Here is a 20,591-nt window from a genome sequence, read left to right on the forward strand (position 1 = left end):
TCATTATACTAATTACATAACAAAATACAAGAACAAATGTTCCTATTTAAAAATTGATAAATGCTCTGAAATCAATATCCGTTTTAAAGTCTTCACTCCGAATATTTTGAGTTGCTACAACCCACGGGAGCCCTAACTCCTTACAAATCTGGTATAACATACAAAACTCTGTCATATCACTAAAATCACTGATATTATGAACTATCACTTGTTCAATTTGATCAACTCCAAAATCAGTTAGCACTAAATCTAATAAATCCATGTGAACAATCTGAGAAAGTTTCATATCATAATTTCTCTTTGCAGCATATTTGGTTAACTGATACTTTTTCAATTTATTATCACTATCTCCCCAGACAATACCTAAATAGACTTTTGATTTTTGTGCTTCAAATTTATCCATTAGAATCACCCCTACTGATTTAACTTGAATATTTTCAGTTTAGCGCGGTCCAGTTTGATTCAACAAACATTAGGTAATTTGAAACTCATACAATAAATAAAAAATCTATGGTTCTGTTAGTCAATTACATTGGTTTCCCTCTCCTAGTAATTTTTAAGCAATCTTTTTTTCCCAAAAATTAAGAAGTTTATAAGATTTTTCATTCTAACAAGTAATAGGGTAGTAATATGTTTAACGAACATATCACTACCCCATTACTATTTACTATTAAATTTAAAAGTAAAGATATTTGGATTTGATTAGGTACTAGGCTGCTACTGTTACAAATAGCATGCCTTTTGATAACAGCAGCACCATACGGATACTAATTACCTTTTGAGCCGGCTATTTTTCTTTTGTCCTTATCTTTACTTTGGCAACAGCAAATTAAAAACCTTTATTTTAGGCATTTAGGGGATTGCTGAAAATCCCCCAAATTATGCGATTCTAGGCTGTTTACCTACCAAAATAATAATAAGAAGAATTTATTCTCGTATATCCTGTTTTATTCATTTTTTTAGGTTATTCTCCTTTCTATTTACTCTCTATAGCAATTTTTTTCAGATTACCCTGAAAAAAATCTCACTTAATGATTATTTAGTAATGATTTGTCTTACTTAAGACTGCTTATGAACCATTATTAATGATTAATAGCAATTATTAATCATTAATAATCATTCATATTTATTATTAACGGTTAATAACAAAAATAATCCAAGTTATACGACCCCCAAATAAGGCTTGTTTTGATGACATATCAAAATTGTTATTCAATCACTGTATCTATTACAATAATTTCTGCAAATTGCTCATGTACATAATTGGTTCCGATTTCTTTGATTAGTTCCCAACCAGTAAGTAGCAAAGCATTGGCTTTCCCCTCAGATGTAGTTTTTTTAAAGACATACCTTCCGTTTTCCCACTTCCTCAAAACATAATAAAGTTGAATATTATATTGTCTATCACCTAAAAAGTCTATATAGCCATAATCAACAACATTAAATTTCGAACCGTAGACCTGCTTCACATGCACTAATTTTCCGTTAACTTCATTTCCATAAAATTTCATTTTTTCTCACCCCTTCCTTATATTCAATTGCAAATCTTATAAACTTCTTAAAATTTGTCTGCTTTAAATAGCAATTCAATACGAATTGCTATTTAAAGTATTTGCACACATATTACACACTAGAAAGATAAATAAGAGATGTTATTCACCTCTTATAATTTTCATTTACACATTAATAGTAATATTCCTTTTTTAAAGCAAATAGTTTTGAAAAGATTAATATTTTGAGTATTTAAAAATAACAAATAAACACTTTAAATTTGTTTTAAACAATAAGTTTAGTATGTGCTACAGTTGCGTTTTTAGTAGTATAATAGAAATAACCACATACTAAAATTAGGGAGTGGATTTCTATGGATAAGTTACCTGAATCAGTTCAGTATATTTTCGGGTATATAAGACGTTCAAGGCAAGATATTGCAAGGGAACAAAAAACAGAAGATGACACTTTAACAGAACAAAGAACCACTTTAACAAAAAGTCTTGAAAACTATTATAACTATTATGATTGGGATATTTACGAAGAAATAGGAAGCGGCGCTGATGCGGTGGAAGAAAGACCCGTTTTTAAAAACATTCTTGAAAAAATAAGACAAGCCCCTGCTCGTTCATATGCTATTTTTGTTAAAGATATTAGCCGTTTAGGTCGGGGAAATTACGAACAAATGGGAATTGTTGAAAAAATACTTATAGATAAAGTTTTATATGTTATTACTCCAAGCCAAATATATGATCCTTCTGATTTTAATGATATAGAATATTTAAAGTTTCATATGTTTTTTGCAAATCTAGAATATGGAAAAATAACTAGAAGAATGCGTGAAGCAAGATACACATATGCTTCCAGGGGGAAATGGATGACTGGAGGCGGTGGAATTCCCTTCGGCTATAAGTTCAATCCTAAAAAGCAGATTTTAGAAATAGACGATGAAACAGCATGGGTTGTAAAGAAGGTTTATAATGCATATACAAGTCAAACTGATAGAAAAGGCTATAATGCAATATGCAATCAGTTAAACACCGAGGGAATTCCTTCTCCACAGGGTAAAAAGTGGAAGCCGATAGTTGTTAGGCGAATGTTAAGAAATCAAGTTTATATCGGAACTGTTTTATTTAGAACTACAGAAATAAGAAATGGAAAAAAAGAAAAGTTACCAGAACAGTTTTGGATAAAAGCAGAAAATGCACATGATCCTATTGTTTCTGAAGAACAGTTTCATTTAGCAGCGGAAATAATGGAAGAGAACAAAAGTAGCCCAAAAGTGAAATTGGACTTCGAACCACAACCATTAGCAGGATTGATTATTTGTTCGTCTTGCGGAAATAAAATGCAAAGACAATATTCAGTTCAAAATTATGTAAAGAAAGATGGAACAACTTCTTCATATAAAAAGGAGTTTATGCAATGTCTTCCTTGTAAGGTTTATATAAAGTATAGAGCAATTGAAGACGAACTTTTACGAATATTACAAGAAGACTTTATTAGTTTAGACTCTTCAACTCTTAAAGAACGGTTAAAAGAATTAATTGATATTGAAAAAATTCAAGACAAAGGAAATCCTGCTGATTTAATCAATATGTTAGAAAATCGTCTTAAACAAATTGAAAGAGAACTAACCATTTTAAGAAAACAGTTAATAAAGGAACGAATTACTGAAGAAGAGTATGATGTTGAAAAAGAAGAATTACTTAAAGAACAAAATGAAAAGGAAAAGCAGTTATCTTTAATTCAAGAAGAAATGGCTAGCGAAAAAATGGATAGCATCAATATAGAAGAAATACAAGGAGGATTTAAAAGTCTTTATGATTTATATATGAATGGAGACCTTTCCAGAGGCGAAAAGAATGAAATACTAAGAGGAATTTTCGACTATGTAATTCTTGAAAAAACAGGCAAAGGCAAATTTAACTTAAATGCCTATATTAATACAAAGGTAATCATAAATTCTTTAACTAATTAACTGCTCCTTTTTAGGAGTGGTTTTTCTTTTTGGTTATATTTAAATCAAACTCTACATATATTTTAGTAGTGATGATTACACAGCCAATTCATCCGCAGAAATGAGGGCGAATCGTCCTGCCTTGAAGTTTCCTTCTTGTGTTAAAGATAATAGGTGCCATAGGAATTTCTCGTCGCATTTGAGCATTTCCTGAAACTCCATCATACCGCGGTTTGCTTTGTTCAGTTCTCCATCAAAACGATAAGCACGCGGATCGGACTCTGAACCATATTCGGCAATCGTTGAAAAATCGATGCTGCCTGTTAAATCAGCGATATCCTGTGATTTAGGATCTGATGGGCTGAATGTTCCGATCCCAACGCGCCGATCTTCTGAGAAAATGACCCTTTCAACCATTACATCTTCAATCTTGCCGCCATATTCCTCTTCCAGTCTCATCATATTAAGAGGTGATAAATTCCCTTCAATCCGAATGCCATATTCGTCAAGGAAATCCTTGCGTAAATGATGCGGAATTAAATGGAGCGGATCTTCGTGCATTGGGCAGCCTTTTATGGCATAGACCGCTCCCCGCTCTGAGTGGGAATAGGCTTCCAGCCCTCTTTTTAACATAGTCACTAAAGTAGATTTACCTCCGCTTACAGGTCCCATCAGTAAAAGAATCCGTTTGCGTACATCCAGCCTTTTTGCAGCAGGATGGAAATATTCCTCTACAAGTCTTTCCAGTGATTCCTCAAGACCAAACAATTGATCACTGAAAAACTGATATTTTTTCTGCCCTTTAACATCGTCAATTCCCGCGTCTTTAATCATATTATAAACACGTGAATGTGCGGACTGGGCAACCCATGGCTTTTCTTTTATAATTTCTAAATATTCACCGAAAGTCCCTTCCCATTTCAGCTTTTCCTCTTCGTGGCGATACATCTCAATTTTTTTTAGAATATCCATATGGACCTCCCCCTGTCACATTATCAGAGACGATTAATATACTGTATGCGCCCTGTTTATCGAACATGCGCGAACAAGGGATTGTTTTAGCAGGTAATTTTTACAATGTTCAAACAATAATAGCTGTTTAACCCTTTGGAACAGAGGGAAATAGAGCTTTATTCTCAAAGAAAAGTAAACACTTACAAAATTTTCACACATGACATTCACAGTTTTCCTGCAATAGGATATAATAAACTCATATGCTTGTGGAATGTTTCATAAAAAGGAGGATACATAACATGGGTACAATTATTATTCTTGGTGTCATGGCTGCTTTCCTTGTTGCTATTTTCACAGCAGGATACGACGATAAACCAGGCATTAATAAAAAGTAAAAAACTGCTGGCGTTTGTGCCAGCAGTTTTTTATTTTTTGAGAGTAAGGTTATTGGGTTCCAGTACTCATTTACTTTTGGATTACACTAGAGCGATCGTAGCGGTTTCGGCACACCGTTTATTAATTACTGGTTTTTAATGGGGTGTTTTCTCTGTTTTCGAGACACCATTTACCATTTACTGGTTTTTCGTGGGGTGTTTCGGCTGTTTTCGAGACACTATTTACCAATTACTGGTTTTTAGTGAGGTGTTTCCTCTGTTTTCGAGACACCATTTACCATTTACTGGTTTTCAGTGGGGTGTTTCGGCTGTTTTCGAGACACCTTTTACCATTTACTGGTTTTTCGTGGGGTGTTTCGGCTGTTTTCGAGACACCTTTTACCAATTACTGGTTTTTGTGGGGTGTTTCCTCTGTTTTCGAGACACCTTTTACCATTTACTGGTTTTTTGTGGGGTGTTTCGGCTGTTTTCGAGACACCATTTACCATTTACTGGCTTTTAGTGAGGTGTTTCCTCTGTTTTCGAGACACCATTTACCAATTACTGGTTTTTAGTGAGGTGTTTCCTCTGTTTTCGAGACACCTTTTACCAGATACTGGTTTACAGACGTGTGTTTCCCCTGTTTTCGCGACAACATTTACCAATTACTGGTTTTTAGTGAGGTGTTTCCTCTGTTTTCGAGACACCTTTTACCAGATACTGGTTTACAGTGGTGTATTCCCTCTGCTTTCACAACTCCATTCACCAAATAATAGTTTATAAACTATCTCAAATCAAACCCCTGCTTCTTCACAAATTCCTTCATATACATTCTTGTTTGTTTTTCGAGCATTTGAGCCATCTGGCCTGTCCATGTGTCCGATCTCTTTCCATCTGTACGCTCCTTATAATATTCAGAGATGATCTCATCGTATAAAGAAAGCTGCTTTTTATAGGCTTCGGTGTCTTGGTTATATTCGTTTTCATGGTAAATATGTTCAAAAGGCAATCGCGGCTTTTGCTCATTCTCTTTTTGCGGATAGCCTACCGTCATGCCGAACAACGGAATAACGCGTTTCGGTGTTTTCAATAATTCAGAAACTGCTTCCAAATTATTACGTATACCGCCAATGTAGCAAATGCCAAGACCCATGGACTCTGCTGCAATGGCAGCATTTTGTGCTGCTAAAGCTGCGTCAATCAGTGAAACCATGAATTTTTCCGTGCTTTCGATGGTTGGCAAAACATCCTTCTTTTCAAGCTCCCCAATAAGCTCATGCCGATGCAGATCAGCGCAAAATACAAAAAAATGACCATTTTTTGCTACATATTCCTGTCCGCCAGCTAGTGCAGCAAGCTGGTCTTTCTTGTCTTGGTCTGTCACTCCGATAATGGAATACGCTTGAATAAAGCTGGAAGTTGAAGCTGCCTGTGCAGAGACAACAATCGCTTTGATTTGTTCTTCTGATAATGGCTTGTCCTCAAAGAAGCGAACAGAGCGGTGATTTTGAAGTAATTTAATTGTTTCATTCATGGGTCATGTCCCTCTCTTTTTTAATAAGGATTTCCTCGAAAAGGATATAAACAAGACCTGAACAAATGCTCAGGTCTATTTTAGATGAATATAATCTTGCTGTCTTAGCGCCTCATAAATGAGGATGGCAGCTGTATTGGATAAATTCAGCGAGCGGACATTATTATTCATCGGAATGCGCAGCGCACGATCTTTGTTGCTTTCGATAACATCCTTTGGAAGGCCAGTTGTTTCCTTCCCGAAAATAAAAAAGTAATCTTTGTCCTGATCACTATAATCAAATGTGGAGTGTGGCTGTGTGCCAAACTTAGTTAAATAAAAGAACTCTCCGCCTTCATTTTGTTTATAAAAATCATCTAATGAATCATGATAAACAATATTTACAAATTCCCAGTAGTCAAGTCCTGCACGCTTCAGCATTTTATCGTCTGTTGAAAAGCCAAGCGGACGAATCAGATGCAGTGTTGTGTCTGTCGCTGCACAAGTACGGGCAATATTGCCGGTGTTTGCCGGGATTTCTGGCTGATAGAGTACAATATGTAGTGCCATGTCTTTCACCTCTAAAAATATGTCTGATTCATTATATCACTTTGAAAGAAAAATTTTAAACTTCTAGTTCTGATCGTTTATAGAAAAGAATTTATATTTTATGTTCGGTGTATATGCAGTGGAATCCTCATAAGCCCAATACCGCATTCGGCTGTTAGTGGTGTGAGCATTCACGAGCGGCATTCCATCAGCGTCTTTTCCTGTCACAATCGTAGTGTGGTCAAAACGGCCATCCCCCTGGAAGTCATAACAGATGACATCTCCAAGCAGCAGTTGCTCTGGAGCAGCTACTTCCTTCGCCTGAAGCCCCGCGTTTGAACCAGGCAAATGCCAGCGCATGGCATTCGCTACCGTCCAGCTGTAGCTCCAATTATTGTTTTGCATCCACCATCCCTTTCCTCTATTCGGATAGCCTCTCATCGGCGCACCGCCAGCATGCAGACATTGAGAAATATAATTTGTGCAGTCAACATCAAAGCTTTTATAGGCTGGGTTATAGCTATTCCACCATGTTTCAGCATATTGAACGGCCTTCAAACGATCATAATGAAATTTCAGCCTTACATCAGCTTCTCCGCTTTCCTGAAGATCATTTAGCATGCTTGGCATTTCATAATCCGGCTCAATCACTTTATCATCAACAAGCACACCTTTATAAAACTCAGCCTCCCGCTCTTCCATCTCTTCTTCTATATATAAGGAGGATTTTTGTTTAATTAAGTATTGGAAATGAGCACGATATTGCACGAGCTCTGTTTCATTTTCTCCTTGTTCTTTTTTTATAATCGCCCCTGTTGCTTTCGCTTTAACGATTTCAGCATTCCTGCGCTGCAGGCCGCCTAGCTTACGTTCAACTTTTAAATCCGCTGAATTAGAGAGCCTTTCAGATGATACATATAACCCAACCATATTCTCTAAATGTTTCTGTAATTGGTCTCTCACTGTGCATCTCTCCCTTCTTTTTATACTTATGAAGGAAAAGTCATTTTCACAATAAAAAAATGAGAGGACATGCCTCTCATCTCAATTAAAATATTTAAAAGCCTGCAGCTCCATGATCTTCAGGAACTAGACACTTTCAAAGAAATCTTTATAAAAAAGAAAGTCCTTTTTGCATTTCATCCAGAGCTTCTGGATCCTGCTCGGTTGTTAGAGCCTTTTCTAATTCCTGCTTCGCCTTTTCTCCGCCAATCTTTCCTAAAGCCCACGCACTCGTGCCGCGAATAACTGGACGCGGATCTGTAAACATCAAGTCACTCAGATCATCAACGGCTGTTTCATCTTTAAAATGGGCAAGAGCAAGTATGGCATTACGCTGAATTGGTTTCTTTCCGCGCCACGAGCCCGACATGCGCCCAAATCTTTGCTTAAACTCCTTGTTGCTCATTTTTAAAATAGGCTTTAACAGCGGCTTTACGTCTTCTGAATTAGGCTCCATTTCAGGATGGAAATGAAAATCTTTGCCTTTATTTTCAGGGCAAACGGTTTGGCATGTATCACAGCCATAGATGCGATTGCCCAATTCTTCCCGAAATTCATCCGGCATAAAGCCTTTTGTTTGTGTTAAAAAAGCAATGCAGCGCTGAGCATTCAGCTGACCAGGATTCACCAAGGCCCCAGTCGGACAGGCATCCATACATTTCGTGCACGTACCGCAACGATCCTCAATCGGCTTATCCGGTGCAAACGGAATGTTCGTAATGATTTCTCCTAAATATACATAGGAACCGAATTCTGGTGTAATGATGGAACAATTCTTTCCAGTCCAGCCGATTCCCGCTCTTTCAGCAACCGCTCGATCGACAAGCTCACCCGTGTCGACCATAAATTTAAATCGGGCATCCGGCACTTTTTCAGCGATATAGTCCTGCAGCTGCTGCAGACGATTCCGTAAGATATGGTGATAATCTTCTCCCCAAGACGCCCGGCAGAAAATGCCCCTTCTTTCCCCTTTTTTCCCAGCAACCCGCTCCCTCATTTTAGAAGGATAGGCAAGAGCGATTGAAATAATCGATTGGGGTTGATCCAAAAGCAATGCAGGCGTAACTCTTTTATCCAGGTCAGGCTCTTCAAAGCCGGATTGATAATTCAGTTCAATTTGCTTCATTAATATATTTTTTAAACCAGTAAAGGTATCGGCTGTTGTAAAGCCGATTTTATCAATCCCGATTGACTGGCTGTATTGTATAATATCTTGTTTCAGTTCTTCTACTTTCATGCAGTACACCAACTCACTTACCTTTTAATGAAAAAATCATTATTCTTATGATAAACTATTTCTAATCTATTTTGGAGGTGGAAACATTGGAAATTAACATTTCACCTGAATTGAGCACATTAATCCCTCATTTTAAAATCGGCGTGATTACATACCATGATATTCAAGTTGGCAAATCTCCGCAAATGGTAAAAGGCCGCTTGCAATTATTTCAGGAGTCGCTCTATTTCGATTATGAGGATAAAAAAGTCACCGAGATCGAAGCAATTCAGGAATGGCGTCAGATTTTTAAAGCTTGCGGAAAGGATCCTAACCGCTATCGGCATTCCGCCGAAGCACTTTTCAGACGAGTAATAAAGCAAAACTATCTGCAATCTGTTCATAGTGCGATTGATTTGAATAATTTCTTTTCGTTAAAATATCAAGTGCCGATCGGAATTTATGATGCAGACAAGCTTTCTGGTCCAGTCCAAATTCGACTTGGTGAGGAGAATGAATCCTATATCGGTTTAAACGGTCGGGAAAACTCTGTCCACAGATTACTTGTCGCAGCAGATGAAGCCGGTCCATTTGGCAGCCCATTCGTGGATTCAGAAAGAACGGCTGTCACAGAAGAAACCGTCAATGCGCTGCAAATTGTCTTTCATCGCCCATCTATTACAGTTGAAGAAGCGGAAGAAATGACTGTTTCTTTGAAGGATATGTTCCTTCAAGTGCATGGGGGTACTGGTGAGGTCCGCATAATTGATTGATATTATGGAGTGCGTTCCGTCTGCTGCTGAGCAGGCGGGCGTTTTTTTGTGCTGAGCGACGGGATAGGCGGTGTGTTTTTGCGTTTGGCGGATAAAAGATGGTTTTTGGCGGATAAATTTTTTTAACGGCGGATAAAAGCCCAAAATTGGCGGATAAAATTTTCTGACGGCGGATAACTTTCGTTAAACTTCACATTTCCTTAGCTTCTAAGCACATATCTCCTAAATGGACCCTTTTCACACATTTAATGAAAACACTTTTTTAAACATGAAAAAACGCAACATTTCGTTCTTATAGAAACGGAACACTGCGTTGGTTATGTATGGAGCGGGTGAAGGGAATCGAACCCTCATCATCAGCTTGGAAGGCTGAGGTTTTACCACTAAACTACACCCGCATTATAATGAATCTTTTTAAAATAATTTTAATCTCACGAAATGTCATGCCTCTTTCTCTGCCAGCTCATTCGAGAAGCTAATGTGTCGAGGCAACTCGCAGATGTTTCAAGGATGCTATGCTCGTGGCTGAGGTTTTACCACTAAACTACATCCGCAATATATAAAAATAATATGTTATTAAGCTCAAAATAGAACCTGCAAAATTTATCGAATTTTGTCGAATAATCCCGCTGATTACTTTTATTATTCTAGTATATTTATCCTCTATCGTCAACAGGTTTTTCATTTTTCTTTAACAAATGTTTAATTAAACCTTAATAAATCCACAACATTTAATAAAAGTTTTACATAAATACTTCTATTAGACTAGTATTTTAAACCTAATACTCCTTTATTTACAAATAGTAATAGACTATAATACTCATAACGGCAAATCAATTGAAAGATTGAGACGCAAAGCCACAGGTCTAAGGCGCAAGCTATGACAGCTGGGTTACCGTAATTAATTTCTATTTAGAAACTAATCGTAAAGGAGAGATTGACCATGGTCAAAAAGACCTTGTATTCCGTATGTTTTGCATTTCTGTTCCTCACAATGATCAGCTCCTCTGCTCTTGCAGCAGAAAAGAAAGATTCAGCTTATCAAGAAACCTACCAGAATCTGCTGAATTCCTTTAAAAGCTATCAAACAACTGCCACATACCCTTCTCAATCATTTTCATACAAAGAAGTTGGCGAAGTCATCAATGACGTGTTAGCAGATCATCCTGAAATCTTTTATTTTCAGCACAGTAATACACTGATATATTCAAACGGTAAGATTAAAATCAGCTACAAATACCCTGTATCCCAAATCAAAACAATGGTTAGCAAACAAGAAAAGCTGATTCATTCCATATTAAAAGAAACAATCCAACCAAAGGATTCAGATTTTGATAAAGTAAAAGCGATTCACGATTATATTGTTTTAAATACAGCTTATGACTGGACAAACTATCAGAAAGGAACAGTTCCTGACAGCTCGTATACACCTTATGGTTTAATGGTTGATGGAATTGCTGTTTGTGAAGGCTACGCTAAAACGATGCAGCTGCTATTAGATCGTGCTGGTATTGAGAACGAAAATATAGCAGGAACAGCTAACGGCGGTCCACATGCTTGGAATATGGTAAAAGTAGATCAACACTATTATTATGTTGACTCCACTTGGAATGATCCTGTCCCAAATCAGGATGATCAAGTAAGCTATAAATATTTTCTTGTAGACGCTAAGACATTGAGAAGAGATCATGTCTGGAATGAAAAGCAATATCCATCAGCGGCAAGCACCAAATATACTTACTTTCAAGAGCTTCAATCTGTGCAAGAGATGGGAAACTATTTCTATTACTCTAACAGTAAAGATCAGGACAAGCTTTACCGCATGAAAAAGGACGGTACAGGAAAAACAAAGCTGATCAATGCACGAGCACCTTATTTTGCCATCACGCACAACAAAATTTACTTCAGCAACTATTCAAATGGCGGATATTTGTATAAAGCAACACTAGCAGGCAAACACGCTAAACCTATGAATAAAGTACATTCAATCGATCTTTTCATCGATCAAAACAAGCTATACTATACGAATAAAAAAACAAATAAACAAGCTTCCATTAAAACGAATTAAAGAGAAAACGGGATGGCACACAATGCCCTCCCGTTTTTTTCTATAAATCACCTGCTCCTCCGCTCAACCAAATTGATCCCTAATCCCATTCCAACAATCCCAATTAAAAGCATGACTAGCAATGACATCGTTATGTCAGCCAGCCCAGCATCATAAAAAATTACATTCATGATGGCATCCATTGCATGTGCCATTGGAAATAGATCCGCGACAAACAGCAGTATTGGATTAGAAATCGTTCCTGGCATCATGTAGGATCCACTAATCAGAGGAATCAGCGGAATGATGGATGGATAAATCGCATAGAACTGTTCTGGTGTTTTTACAAATCCAGTAATCAGCATGGCGATGCTGATCATGCTGAATACAAACAGAGCAGATACGAGTATGATCAGCCAAAACTGATTTCCAAGATCATACTTCAGCACGTATTTAAACAACAATAGTACGGCCACAATCTGAAACATGGAGATAAAGAAACTATATAAGATGTATCCTGTATACATTTTGGTTTTGCTGATCGGTGCAAGAATCATCCGGTCCCAAACACCGGATACCTTATCATGTGTTACATTATTCACTCTAAAGCCAAGTATAAAGATAGCAATTAAGAGAGTAAAAGCAAACATTAACTGTGTCCGCATGTTATAGTCTGTCATCTCTTCATTATTTAGCCCGACCTTTTCCATTTGAACAGGACCTGCTTGCAAATACTTTTCCACATCTTCTCTTGTCAGTTCATTTCCTTCTAAATCTGTAATCGCACTGATCTCCGCTTCTCTCTGAAACACAGAATGAACATGCTGCTGCATATATGAAACATCTGTTATTTCATCACTCGTGATGATCTTATAATCATTTTCCATTAATTTTACAGCTGAATCAATATTCCCTTTTTCCAAATCTTCTTTAACCTGAGCCGAATCGGCAATGCTAAATTGCAAAGAATCATCAGTATTTAGCAGCTTCTCCCATTTCTTTTCAATTTGATCAGCATTTGCTTCTTCACTATAAATAGCAAATGAAGAGGGGGAGTTAGCACCGCCAGTAAAAATGACAGTGGCCAAAACACTGCCTGCTATTAACAAAATTAAGAATAAGGGCACTCGCCGATCCTTTGCAAATTGTGCCCATATAACAGACCTCATCATTTCGCATTCCCCCTTTTCGGATACAGCAGGATTCCAATAACGACAAGAAGCAGAAAGAATCCTACAAGCAGCAGACTAGAGAGTAAAATAGAAGATACTGTTTCATTTTGCACCCAATCTGTATAGATCACTAGCGCAAGTCCATTTGGGGTCCATTCCCCTATTTGCTGAAGCCAGTTTGGCAAAATATAGACTGGAACAAAACCGCCCCCGATTGCTCCTAATATGATGACCACAAACATAAACAAACCATTTGCAGCATCAATATTTTTCACTCTTAATGAAAGAGAAGTAAAAGCGGCAGATAGGCCGGCAATGGATAAAGCTATTAACGTAATGATGATCATTAAACCTGCCCAAAATGAAGCGGAACGGTCAGGGAACACATCTAATAGGAAATTGGAGGTGAGAAGCACGAATAATAGCTGAACCCAAGCTAAACAAAAGGTTGAGACCATCTTCCCCATTAAAAATTGTGTTGGATGTGCATTCGATATATATATTCGATTTACAACCTGCTGTCTGATTTCTTCACCCGTTTTGATCGCGACTGTTGCTGCTAAAAACAAAGCAAAAAGCGCCCCCATGGTTACTGCATAATATTGTGCAACAGTAAGTGTAAAGGGTGTATGAGTCTCAACTGTCTCAACCCCTCCTTGCGGCGCATGCACAATGGCGTTTTCAGACCCTTCAACCTTTGAAAGAGCAAACTGATAATTCAATTGGTCGATAAACCCATCAATTACATTAAATAAGATGTTATTTTCATTTGTATTGTTTTCCAGCTTATAACGCAATTGGGCTGCCGGAGCTTCGCCTGTGATCGAAGAATATAGCGTTTCTGCTGTATACCCTTCTGGTATCACAAGAATACCGTCCAGTTCGCCATCCTCAACTCTTTGATTGGCTTCATCCTCATCCAGTTTCTGAACAGTCACAAAGTCTTTTATTTCTTCACTATTAAAATAGGCAAACAATTGATCCACAGGCTGCAATGCATACATACTTTCTGAAACAGCTAGAGCATTCGCTTCTGTAAAAGATGCCTCATTGACCAGCTTTTCCTGTAAAACCGTCATGGCTACCTCTTGATCGTCCTGATTTACAATCCCCAAGTGCAAATCCAATTGATTATCTTCATCGTCACTCATAACTCCAGAAAGAGCAAAATTCAACACGATAATAAGTAAAATCGGGAGCAGCAGTGCAATAAGTGTTTCCTTGCGATCACGCCAGAAAATTAACAAATCTTTTTTAATAAAATGACTCATTATGCCCCTCCCTCCTAGTCTCTTAAAGTGCGCCCGGTTAAATGTAAAAAGACATCCTCAAGGCTTGGTGTTTCTGTATGGAAATTAACGATCTGCACATGATGTTTCTCAGCGAGATGAACGAGGTTGCTAATAAGATTACTGCCCTTTTTCGCAATAATTTTCAATTGAAGATTGGAGGCTTCGACTTTGCTGATTCCTTCCATATCCTTTACTTCTTGAATAAACGATTCATCTAAATGGTTCAACTCTACTTTGTTTGTATCCTCGGAAGATAAAATACTGAGTAACTCAAGTTTTGTTCCAGCAGCAATGACGGCACCATGATCCATAATGTACAGTCGGTCACAGAGCTGTTCAACTTCCTCCATATAATGACTTGTATATAGAATAGTAGTGCCCTTCTCTTTATTCAGATTTTTGACTGTTTCTAAGATGTGGTTCCGTGATTGAGGATCAATTCCTACGGTTGGTTCATCAAGAATGAGAATTTCCGGCTCATGCAGAAGTGCCGCCGCAATGTTAATTCTGCGCTTCATGCCGCCCGAAAACGTTTTGACGATTCCTTTTTGGCGATCCTTCAGCCCAACCATTTCAAGAGCATCCTGAATTCGTTTCTCCAGCTTCTGCCCTTTCAAATTATAGATGGAGCCGAAAAAGCGTAAATTTTCATAAGCAGAAAGCTCCTGATATAGGGCAATTTCCTGTGGAACAACGCCTAATACCTTGCGAAGTTCATCTGGTTTACCAAGCGTATTGGCCCCATTTAATTTAATCTCACCGCTGGTCGGCTTTAATAATGTAGACATCATTGAAATAGTTGTTGACTTCCCTGCTCCGTTTGGACCCAATAAACCGACTGATTCACCCTGATCTAAATATAAATTAACGTTTTGCACGGCTTTATTTCCTTTAAATGATTTGCTTAAATCAACCGTCTCAAGCATCTAACTTCCTCCTTTATATGGCTTTGTTAGGCATTGGCATCAATTGGGCAACAGCCTTGCTGCTCTTGATATTTCTAAGTATAAAATAAAAAAACCAGCGTCAATACTGACCCTGGTCATTCAAGGAAAAGGACATTGTTACTTTAGTCATTTTTTCTTTTTTGCATCGTGTTTTGCCGTAATGCAGAGTCTAATTTTGTGTTTCTTGGGCAAAAATTTGGATGATCATAGGTTTTTTATAAAATTTCTCCGAGTATTCCTTGTTTTCCAGTCGAGTTTTAATAAAAATTTTTCACATCCGAGCAAACAAACCCGCTTTCCTATCAAAATTTTTCAGTTTCCCATCAAACGAATCCGCTTTCCTATCAAAATTTTTCAGTTTCCTATCAAACAAACTCGTTTTCCTATCAAAATTTTTCAGTTTCCTATCAAACGAACCCGTTTTCCCATCAAAATTTTTCAGTTTCCTATCAAACAAACTCGTTTTCCTATCAAAATTTTTCAGTTTCCTATCAAACGAACCCGCTTTCCTATCAAAATTTTTCAGTTTCCTATCAAACGAACCCGTTTTCCCATCAAACACAACCCAGCGAGCACCTAATTCCATCCAAATACAAAAATCTCATACAAGCCTGCTTCGAATCGCATAAATCGCCAGCTGTGTCCGGTCTCTTAGTTCTAATTTATCCAATATATGACTGATCTGATTTTTAACCGTGCCAACAGATAATCCTAAACGATCGGCGATTTCCTTATTGTTTAAGCCTTCGCCAATGCATTTTAAGATGCCTCTTTCTCTTGGTGTTAAGTCGGGATGTACGGATTGATCCTGTTCATTATGCAGCAGTGCAGGCACGACTTTGGCCGCAACCTGCCCTTCCAGTGAAAGGGCGCCTTTTACTGAGTCTTTAATGGCTCTCAACAGTGATTCTGTATCTCCATTTTTAAGCATATAGCCGCTGACGCCTAGTTTTAAGGCATCCATTACATACTGTTCGTCATCAAACGTTGTGAGCATGAGAATTTTCATTTGCGGGAATCTCATCCTGAGGATTTTTGCTGCTTCAATTCCATCCATCTCAGGCATGCGGATATCCAGTATCGCTACATCAAAATGATGTTTTTCGCATAACTCAACCGCTTCCTTCCCGTTCCCTGCTTCTCCTTTTACTTTCACTTCCAGATCCGTTTCGATCATGGCTTTTAACCCTTGCCGCACCATCACTTGATCTTCTGCTAACATTACTTTAATCATTTCTCCCACTCCGATCAGTCAATCGAATAACGCCTCTTATCATAAATTCTCTTTCATTGTTTACTACCTCTAATATACCGCCGACTTTCTCAAGACGGTCTCTCATGGCCTTTAAACCGTATCCTTCTTCAAAATAAACTTTCCCGGCTGTTGCATTCGATACCTCAAAGCGGAAAATGCTGCCGCCTGGTGACTCAAAGAGCACCTGTGCATCCTTTGTATGTGCATGCTTCATGATATTGGTAAGACCTTCCTGCACAGCCCGGTATATGGCAAAGGATTGTTCTCCTGTTAGCGGAGCAGCAAAGGCGCCATGTTTTACAATAAAATTTATTTTCATAAAGCTTTCTAATTCTAATTTGCGGATGAGCCGAATGACACCTTGCAGTCCTCCTACTTCTCTGTCTTTGAAGGATCTTACTGCTCTTCTCGTCTCTTCCAGACTCTGCTGTGCAAGCTCCTTTAATGCGGTAATTTTCTCTTTATCCTTTTCTTCAGCACTTAACCGGAACACTTCAAATTGCATGACTAGCGCTGTTAGTTTATGCCCAACTGAATCATGAATTTCATGACCGATTTGCATTCGTTCATCTTTTCTAGTCTGCTCTTCCTCTGTAACAAGCAGTCTTTTCATTCTGCGATACTCATGCTGCAGGGCATCGTTTCTCTCCTGCACTTCAGAAACTTTTCTATGTAATGTTTGATAATAAAGGAGAGCACAAATCACAAGTAAATAGATGAGGCCATACCAAGCAAGACTTCCTGCAGTAAGCTGTATCTGCAAAAAAGTAAAATATGCTCCCCCGCTTATAATTGCAATAATAAGAATACTTTTTAGACGCGATAAGTAAAAGACAGCTTCAGCCATAATTAATATTTGTATTAGGAGCATATACCGTGGAAACCCATCACCATCAGGGTAGAAAATAAATATGCTTAAAACACCTTGCACACTAAAAATGGCAGTCTGCAGCCATTCCCTGTCCTTAAAGAGAGGCAAAATAAATACCAGCAGTAAAAAGAAAGAAACACTGCCAATTTGCCATTCATTTAAGAACGGGTATAAGTCAATGAAGGTAAAAATCCAGACAATGCAATGAAAGGCTAACCAAATCAAATACGTTTTTTTCATCTATAGACTCCCAAAATGGTCATTTTATTTACCATAATTATACTCGTAATGAATGGCTAAAGCACTCTCTTATTGAAAATGTAAAAACATCTCCGCAAAAAAGCTTTCAACCCGTCTGACATATGCAGACAATTTGAAAGCTTAAAGAAATTATACAAACAAACGATAAACCAGCGGCAGTAAAATGGATGTCATAATGGCGGCGACGCTCATCGCAACACTCGCAGCAGCTCCATGGAGACTGCCCTCATTTAACGCCTGACTTGTACCGATTCCATGCGAGACTGTCCCCATCCCAAGACCACGTGCAAGCGGATCATGAATACGGAAAAAATTTAATATAGCTGAGCCCGTTATGGCCCCGGTAATTCCAGAAGCGACAACAAAGGTAGCAGCTAAGGTAGGATCTCCATTTAAAATTTTCACTGTATCTATCGCAACTGGCGTTGTAATGGCCTTAACAGCTGAGGCAGTTTGAATGGTCTCTGAGAGATGCAGCACTTTTGAAAGACTGACTGCAGCAAAGATAGTCGTACAAGTACCGATCAGGATTCCACACAAGACATTCCAAAACTTCTCTTTTATGATCTCCCGGTGCATATACATTGGAACTGCCAATGCTACTGTTGCTGGTCCAAGCATATAGGTAATAATGCTTTTGGTTGTTCCATATTCTTCATACGAAATATCAAATAATAAGAAAAAAATAATTATAAAAGCAGATGCTGTTACTAGAGGAATCGTAAATGGAGATGGAAATTTTTCTGCGAATTTTCTTGCTGCTATGTATACGGCAACAGTCAGGCATAAACTAAACAGCGTCAGAATGTTCATGTTCCTTCACAACCTCCCTCTCTTTTTTTGATAAAAACTGCGATGCAGCACCTGTAGCAATCATGCCAATTAGCGTACTTGCCACTATCATTACAAGCAGCTGAATCCCACTTGCTTTGATTAGATCACCATAAGACATCAGCCCGATCACAAAAGGCAAAAACAAGAAGGTCAGATGTTTTGTTAAAAAAAGTGCACCTTTTTCAATTAATTTTAATGAGATGATTTTCTTGGATAAAGCAAAATATAAAAGCAGCATTCCCAACACACTGCCGGGGATCGGCAAGTGCAATAACGAAACGGCATACTGAGAGCAAATATAAATGAGCCAAAGGATTAAGATTTGCCCTAAAAACAATACTGCATTTTTCATGTTCAGACTTCCTTCCATAAGACTTGCCTGTTTAAAGTAAAGCTTACCCGTGGACTATAAAACTTCATTCTTATAAACAAATAAAATACCTAAAGCCGAAGAAAGTTCATTTCCTTCTCACACTTTTAGGTATTTTCCTATCTTTTCTTAAATGATAACTATTTTACAGATATAACCCATCTCCTTCAATAGCTAATTTAAAATTCACTGCAGCCTAAAAAACACAAAAGAATACCTAAAGAGGGAAGCAAAACTTCTTCCTCCACTAGGTATCCTCCTTAATCGGTTAGAGATTTTCTCCGTTTTCAGCTATCACTTCTTTATACCAATGATAGCTTTTTTTCTTGATTCTTCGCAGATCCTTCTCGCCATCTTCATCTCGGTTAACATAAACAAAGCCATAGCGTTTTTGATAGCCGTTTAGCCAGCTTAACAGATCTGTGAATGACCATGCACAGTAACCAAGTACTTCAACTCCATCACTCATTGCATCCTGGATTGCCTGGATATGTGATTTTAAATAATCGATCCGGTAATCATCATTAACAACATCGCCTTCTTCAAGTGCATCAAATTCTCCTAAGCCGTTTTCAGTAATGAGTACCGGAAGCTGATAGCGCGTCGCAATTCTGCGCAGACCAATACGCAGTCCCTGCGGATCAATATCCCAATCCCAGTTTGTGCTTTCTACATGAGGATTGTTTGTTGTTTTAAACATTCCAGGCATGCCAGAATGTTTCGTGGAGCCTTTTTTCCCTGTTACATTTTTAACACCGATATCAACACCGCCATCTTTCGGATTCTCTTCTACGGTTGTTGTACGATAATAGTTTACACCCATAAAATCCGGTTTTGCAGATGCCAATAACTCGAAATCGCCTTCTTCAATCTCTGGAGCCAAACCATTTTCCTCTAAGAACTTCCAAGCCGTCACTGGATAGCGTCCCCAAGCGTACATATCCATCCAGTAATAATTATTTAAATCCTCACTGTTTTCAAATGCCAGTATGTTTTGCGGATTCGAATCAACTGGGTAATAAGGCTTGTATGCAAAGCTAGGTCCAATTTTGCCATCTGGCACATACTTGCGGAAAGACTGGATCACTTTGGCATTCGCTAAGTTAGCAATATGATTCGCTGCATACATTCTCTTGCGGTCTTTGACAGCCGGGGGATGAAGTGCTGTTTCATAGCCATAGCTGATAAAATAATTCTGCTCATTTAAGGAGATCCAATATTTCACACGATCTCCATAACGCTTATAGAGAGTAATGGCATATTCATTAAAATCCTCAATCACCTGTCTAGATTCCCAGCCGCCATATTGATCCATCAGAGCTTGCGGAATATCCCAGTGATAAAGTGTAATCATTGGTTCAATATTATATTTTAACAGTTCATCAATTAAATCATCATAAAATTGAAGCCCTTTTTCATTGACCTCTCCGTTTCCTGTTGGATAGATCCGGCTCCATGCAATGGAAAAACGATATGTTTTCAATCCTTGTTCGGCCATTAATGCGACATCTTCTTTGTAGCGATTGTAATGGTCTACTGCCACATCTCCATTGGTGCCTTTGTAGGTTACACCCTCATTGCGGACAAATACATCCCATACAGAAGGTCCTTTGCCGTCCTTATCCCAAGCTCCTTCTACCTGATAAGCTGCTGAAGCTGCCCCCCATAAAAAATCTTTTGTAAATGGTGCTTTTTTGTTGTGTTCCATAA

The 20,591-nt window shown here is 38.1% G+C and carries 18 protein-coding genes, 1 tRNA gene, 1 pseudogene and 1 riboswitch; of the genes and pseudogenes, 3 read left to right on the top strand and 17 right to left on the bottom strand.

Annotated elements, in window-relative coordinates:
* Positions 1-46 precede the first annotated feature (46 nt).
* Together A6754_RS16460 and A6754_RS16465 are read right to left on the bottom strand one after the other, a co-directional pair.
* Complete coding sequence (locus A6754_RS16460; RefSeq protein ID WP_066448220.1) at positions 47-403, bottom strand: hypothetical protein; 357 nt, start codon at positions 401-403, stop codon at positions 47-49.
* Between the two features lie 805 nt (positions 404-1,208).
* On the bottom strand, positions 1,209-1,511 hold the full coding sequence (locus A6754_RS16465; RefSeq protein WP_066448222.1) for a hypothetical protein: 303 nt from the start codon (positions 1,509-1,511) through the stop codon (positions 1,209-1,211).
* Between the two features lie 353 nt (positions 1,512-1,864).
* Here A6754_RS16465 and A6754_RS16470 point away from each other — a divergent pair, with 353 nt between their 5' ends.
* Positions 1,865-3,472, top strand: coding sequence for a recombinase family protein (locus A6754_RS16470; protein WP_066448224.1), 1,608 nt, complete (start codon positions 1,865-1,867; stop codon positions 3,470-3,472).
* Positions 3,473-3,550: 78 nt separating this feature from the next.
* Here A6754_RS16470 and A6754_RS16475 read toward each other — a convergent pair.
* The 5 genes and pseudogenes from A6754_RS16475 to queG form a co-directional block, all read right to left on the bottom strand.
* Positions 3,551-4,423: pseudogene (locus A6754_RS16475) on the bottom strand (protein prkA); the annotation flags it as partial.
* 1,140 nt (positions 4,424-5,563) lie between these two features.
* Positions 5,564-6,313 (bottom strand): oxygen-insensitive NADPH nitroreductase, encoded by a 750-nt coding sequence (gene nfsA, locus A6754_RS16480; protein ID WP_066448230.1) that lies wholly within the window; start codon positions 6,311-6,313, stop codon positions 5,564-5,566.
* Positions 6,314-6,388: 75 nt separating this feature from the next.
* Positions 6,389-6,862 carry a tRNA (uridine(34)/cytosine(34)/5-carboxymethylaminomethyluridine(34)-2'-O)-methyltransferase TrmL gene (gene trmL, locus A6754_RS16485; RefSeq protein ID WP_066448232.1) on the bottom strand — a complete coding sequence of 158 codons (474 nt, stop codon included), beginning with the start codon at positions 6,860-6,862 and terminating at the stop codon, positions 6,389-6,391.
* Positions 6,863-6,925: 63 nt separating this feature from the next.
* Positions 6,926-7,804, bottom strand: coding sequence for an amidase domain-containing protein (locus tag A6754_RS16490; RefSeq protein WP_066448239.1), 879 nt, complete (start codon positions 7,802-7,804; stop codon positions 6,926-6,928).
* 148 nt (positions 7,805-7,952) lie between these two features.
* Positions 7,953-9,080 (bottom strand): tRNA epoxyqueuosine(34) reductase QueG, encoded by a 1,128-nt coding sequence (queG, locus tag A6754_RS16495; RefSeq protein ID WP_066448243.1) that lies wholly within the window; start codon positions 9,078-9,080, stop codon positions 7,953-7,955.
* A gap of 86 nt (positions 9,081-9,166) precedes the next feature.
* On the opposite strand from queG, the gene A6754_RS16500 reads away from it, so the two are divergent.
* Entirely contained in the window at positions 9,167-9,832 is a 666-nt protein-coding gene (locus A6754_RS16500; protein ID WP_066448247.1) for a B3/B4 domain-containing protein, read from the top strand.
* Positions 9,833-10,156: 324 nt separating this feature from the next.
* Here A6754_RS16500 and A6754_RS16505 read toward each other — a convergent pair.
* A tRNA-Gly gene (locus A6754_RS16505) sits at positions 10,157-10,230 on the bottom strand.
* A gap of 419 nt (positions 10,231-10,649) precedes the next feature.
* Positions 10,650-10,732: riboswitch (cyclic di-GMP riboswitch) on the top strand.
* A gap of 43 nt (positions 10,733-10,775) precedes the next feature.
* Between A6754_RS16505 and A6754_RS16510 the strand changes: the two genes are divergently transcribed.
* Positions 10,776-11,900: a DUF5050 domain-containing protein gene (locus A6754_RS16510; RefSeq protein WP_066448250.1), complete on the top strand. Its 1,125-nt coding sequence runs from the start codon at positions 10,776-10,778 to the stop codon at positions 11,898-11,900.
* Positions 11,901-11,947: 47 nt separating this feature from the next.
* Here A6754_RS16510 and A6754_RS16515 read toward each other — a convergent pair whose 3' ends face one another.
* The 9 genes from A6754_RS16515 to A6754_RS16555 form a co-directional block, all read right to left on the bottom strand.
* Positions 11,948-13,051, bottom strand: coding sequence for an ABC transporter permease (locus A6754_RS16515; RefSeq protein ID WP_257298290.1), 1,104 nt, complete (start codon positions 13,049-13,051; stop codon positions 11,948-11,950).
* Entirely contained in the window at positions 13,048-14,322 is a 1,275-nt protein-coding gene (locus A6754_RS16520; protein ID WP_066448253.1) for an ABC transporter permease, read from the bottom strand. The genes A6754_RS16515 and A6754_RS16520 overlap by 4 nt, the downstream gene beginning before the upstream one ends.
* 14 nt (positions 14,323-14,336) lie before the next feature.
* The gene (locus A6754_RS16525; protein ID WP_066448257.1) at positions 14,337-15,269 is read right to left on the bottom strand and encodes an ABC transporter ATP-binding protein; all 933 of its coding nucleotides are present in this window, start codon (positions 15,267-15,269) and stop codon (positions 14,337-14,339) included.
* A gap of 292 nt (positions 15,270-15,561) precedes the next feature.
* Positions 15,562-15,876: a hypothetical protein gene (locus A6754_RS16530; protein ID WP_066448258.1), complete on the bottom strand. Its 315-nt coding sequence runs from the start codon at positions 15,874-15,876 to the stop codon at positions 15,562-15,564.
* Positions 15,877-15,891: 15 nt separating this feature from the next.
* The gene (locus tag A6754_RS16535) at positions 15,892-16,524 is read right to left on the bottom strand and encodes a response regulator (protein WP_066448259.1); all 633 of its coding nucleotides are present in this window, start codon (positions 16,522-16,524) and stop codon (positions 15,892-15,894) included.
* The gene (locus tag A6754_RS16540; RefSeq protein ID WP_066448260.1) at positions 16,517-17,656 is read right to left on the bottom strand and encodes a sensor histidine kinase; all 1,140 of its coding nucleotides are present in this window, start codon (positions 17,654-17,656) and stop codon (positions 16,517-16,519) included. The genes A6754_RS16535 and A6754_RS16540 overlap by 8 nt, the downstream gene beginning before the upstream one ends.
* Positions 17,657-17,806: 150 nt before the next feature.
* Positions 17,807-18,490, bottom strand: coding sequence for an LrgB family protein (locus tag A6754_RS16545; protein ID WP_066448264.1), 684 nt, complete (start codon positions 18,488-18,490; stop codon positions 17,807-17,809).
* Positions 18,468-18,863: a CidA/LrgA family protein gene (locus A6754_RS16550; RefSeq protein ID WP_066448267.1), complete on the bottom strand. Its 396-nt coding sequence runs from the start codon at positions 18,861-18,863 to the stop codon at positions 18,468-18,470. Before A6754_RS16550 ends, A6754_RS16545 begins: the two co-directional genes overlap by 23 nt.
* Before the next feature lie 286 nt (positions 18,864-19,149).
* A complete protein-coding gene (locus A6754_RS16555) occupies positions 19,150-20,589 on the bottom strand; it encodes a glycoside hydrolase family 1 protein (protein ID WP_066448270.1) in 1,440 nt (479 codons plus the stop codon).
* Between the last annotated feature and the right edge of the window lie 2 nt (positions 20,590-20,591).

Origin of the sequence: Cytobacillus gottheilii, assembly GCF_001636345.1 — a bacterium.
Taxonomy (GTDB): domain Bacteria; phylum Bacillota; class Bacilli; order Bacillales; family Cytobacillaceae; genus Cytobacillus; species Cytobacillus gottheilii.

What these genes read in the sequence shown, in the direction of transcription:
- A6754_RS16460 (WP_066448220.1), bottom strand. Translation starts at nt 403, where the DNA reads ATGGATAAATTTGAAGCACAAAAATCAAAAGTCTATTTAGGTATTGTC.
- A6754_RS16465 (WP_066448222.1), bottom strand. Translation starts at nt 1,511, where the DNA reads ATGAAATTTTATGGAAATGAAGTTAACGGAAAATTAGTGCATGTGAAG.
- A6754_RS16470 (WP_066448224.1), top strand. Translation starts at nt 1,865, where the DNA reads ATGGATAAGTTACCTGAATCAGTTCAGTATATTTTCGGGTATATAAGA.
- nfsA (WP_066448230.1), bottom strand. Translation starts at nt 6,313, where the DNA reads ATGAATGAAACAATTAAATTACTTCAAAATCACCGCTCTGTTCGCTTC.
- trmL (WP_066448232.1), bottom strand. Translation starts at nt 6,862, where the DNA reads ATGGCACTACATATTGTACTCTATCAGCCAGAAATCCCGGCAAACACC.
- queG (WP_066448243.1), bottom strand. Translation starts at nt 9,080, where the DNA reads ATGAAAGTAGAAGAACTGAAACAAGATATTATACAATACAGCCAGTCA.
- A6754_RS16510 (WP_066448250.1), top strand. Translation starts at nt 10,776, where the DNA reads ATGGTCAAAAAGACCTTGTATTCCGTATGTTTTGCATTTCTGTTCCTC.
- A6754_RS16515 (WP_257298290.1), bottom strand. Translation starts at nt 13,051, where the DNA reads ATGATGAGGTCTGTTATATGGGCACAATTTGCAAAGGATCGGCGAGTG.
- A6754_RS16520 (WP_066448253.1), bottom strand. Translation starts at nt 14,322, where the DNA reads ATGAGTCATTTTATTAAAAAAGATTTGTTAATTTTCTGGCGTGATCGC.
- A6754_RS16525 (WP_066448257.1), bottom strand. Translation starts at nt 15,269, where the DNA reads ATGCTTGAGACGGTTGATTTAAGCAAATCATTTAAAGGAAATAAAGCC.
- A6754_RS16530 (WP_066448258.1), bottom strand. Translation starts at nt 15,876, where the DNA reads ATGGAATTAGGTGCTCGCTGGGTTGTGTTTGATGGGAAAACGGGTTCG.
- A6754_RS16535 (WP_066448259.1), bottom strand. Translation starts at nt 16,524, where the DNA reads ATGATTAAAGTAATGTTAGCAGAAGATCAAGTGATGGTGCGGCAAGGG.
- A6754_RS16540 (WP_066448260.1), bottom strand. Translation starts at nt 17,656, where the DNA reads ATGAAAAAAACGTATTTGATTTGGTTAGCCTTTCATTGCATTGTCTGG.
- A6754_RS16545 (WP_066448264.1), bottom strand. Translation starts at nt 18,490, where the DNA reads ATGAACATTCTGACGCTGTTTAGTTTATGCCTGACTGTTGCCGTATAC.
- A6754_RS16550 (WP_066448267.1), bottom strand. Translation starts at nt 18,863, where the DNA reads ATGAAAAATGCAGTATTGTTTTTAGGGCAAATCTTAATCCTTTGGCTC.
- A6754_RS16555 (WP_066448270.1), bottom strand. Translation starts at nt 20,589, where the DNA reads ATGGAACACAACAAAAAAGCACCATTTACAAAAGATTTTTTATGGGGG.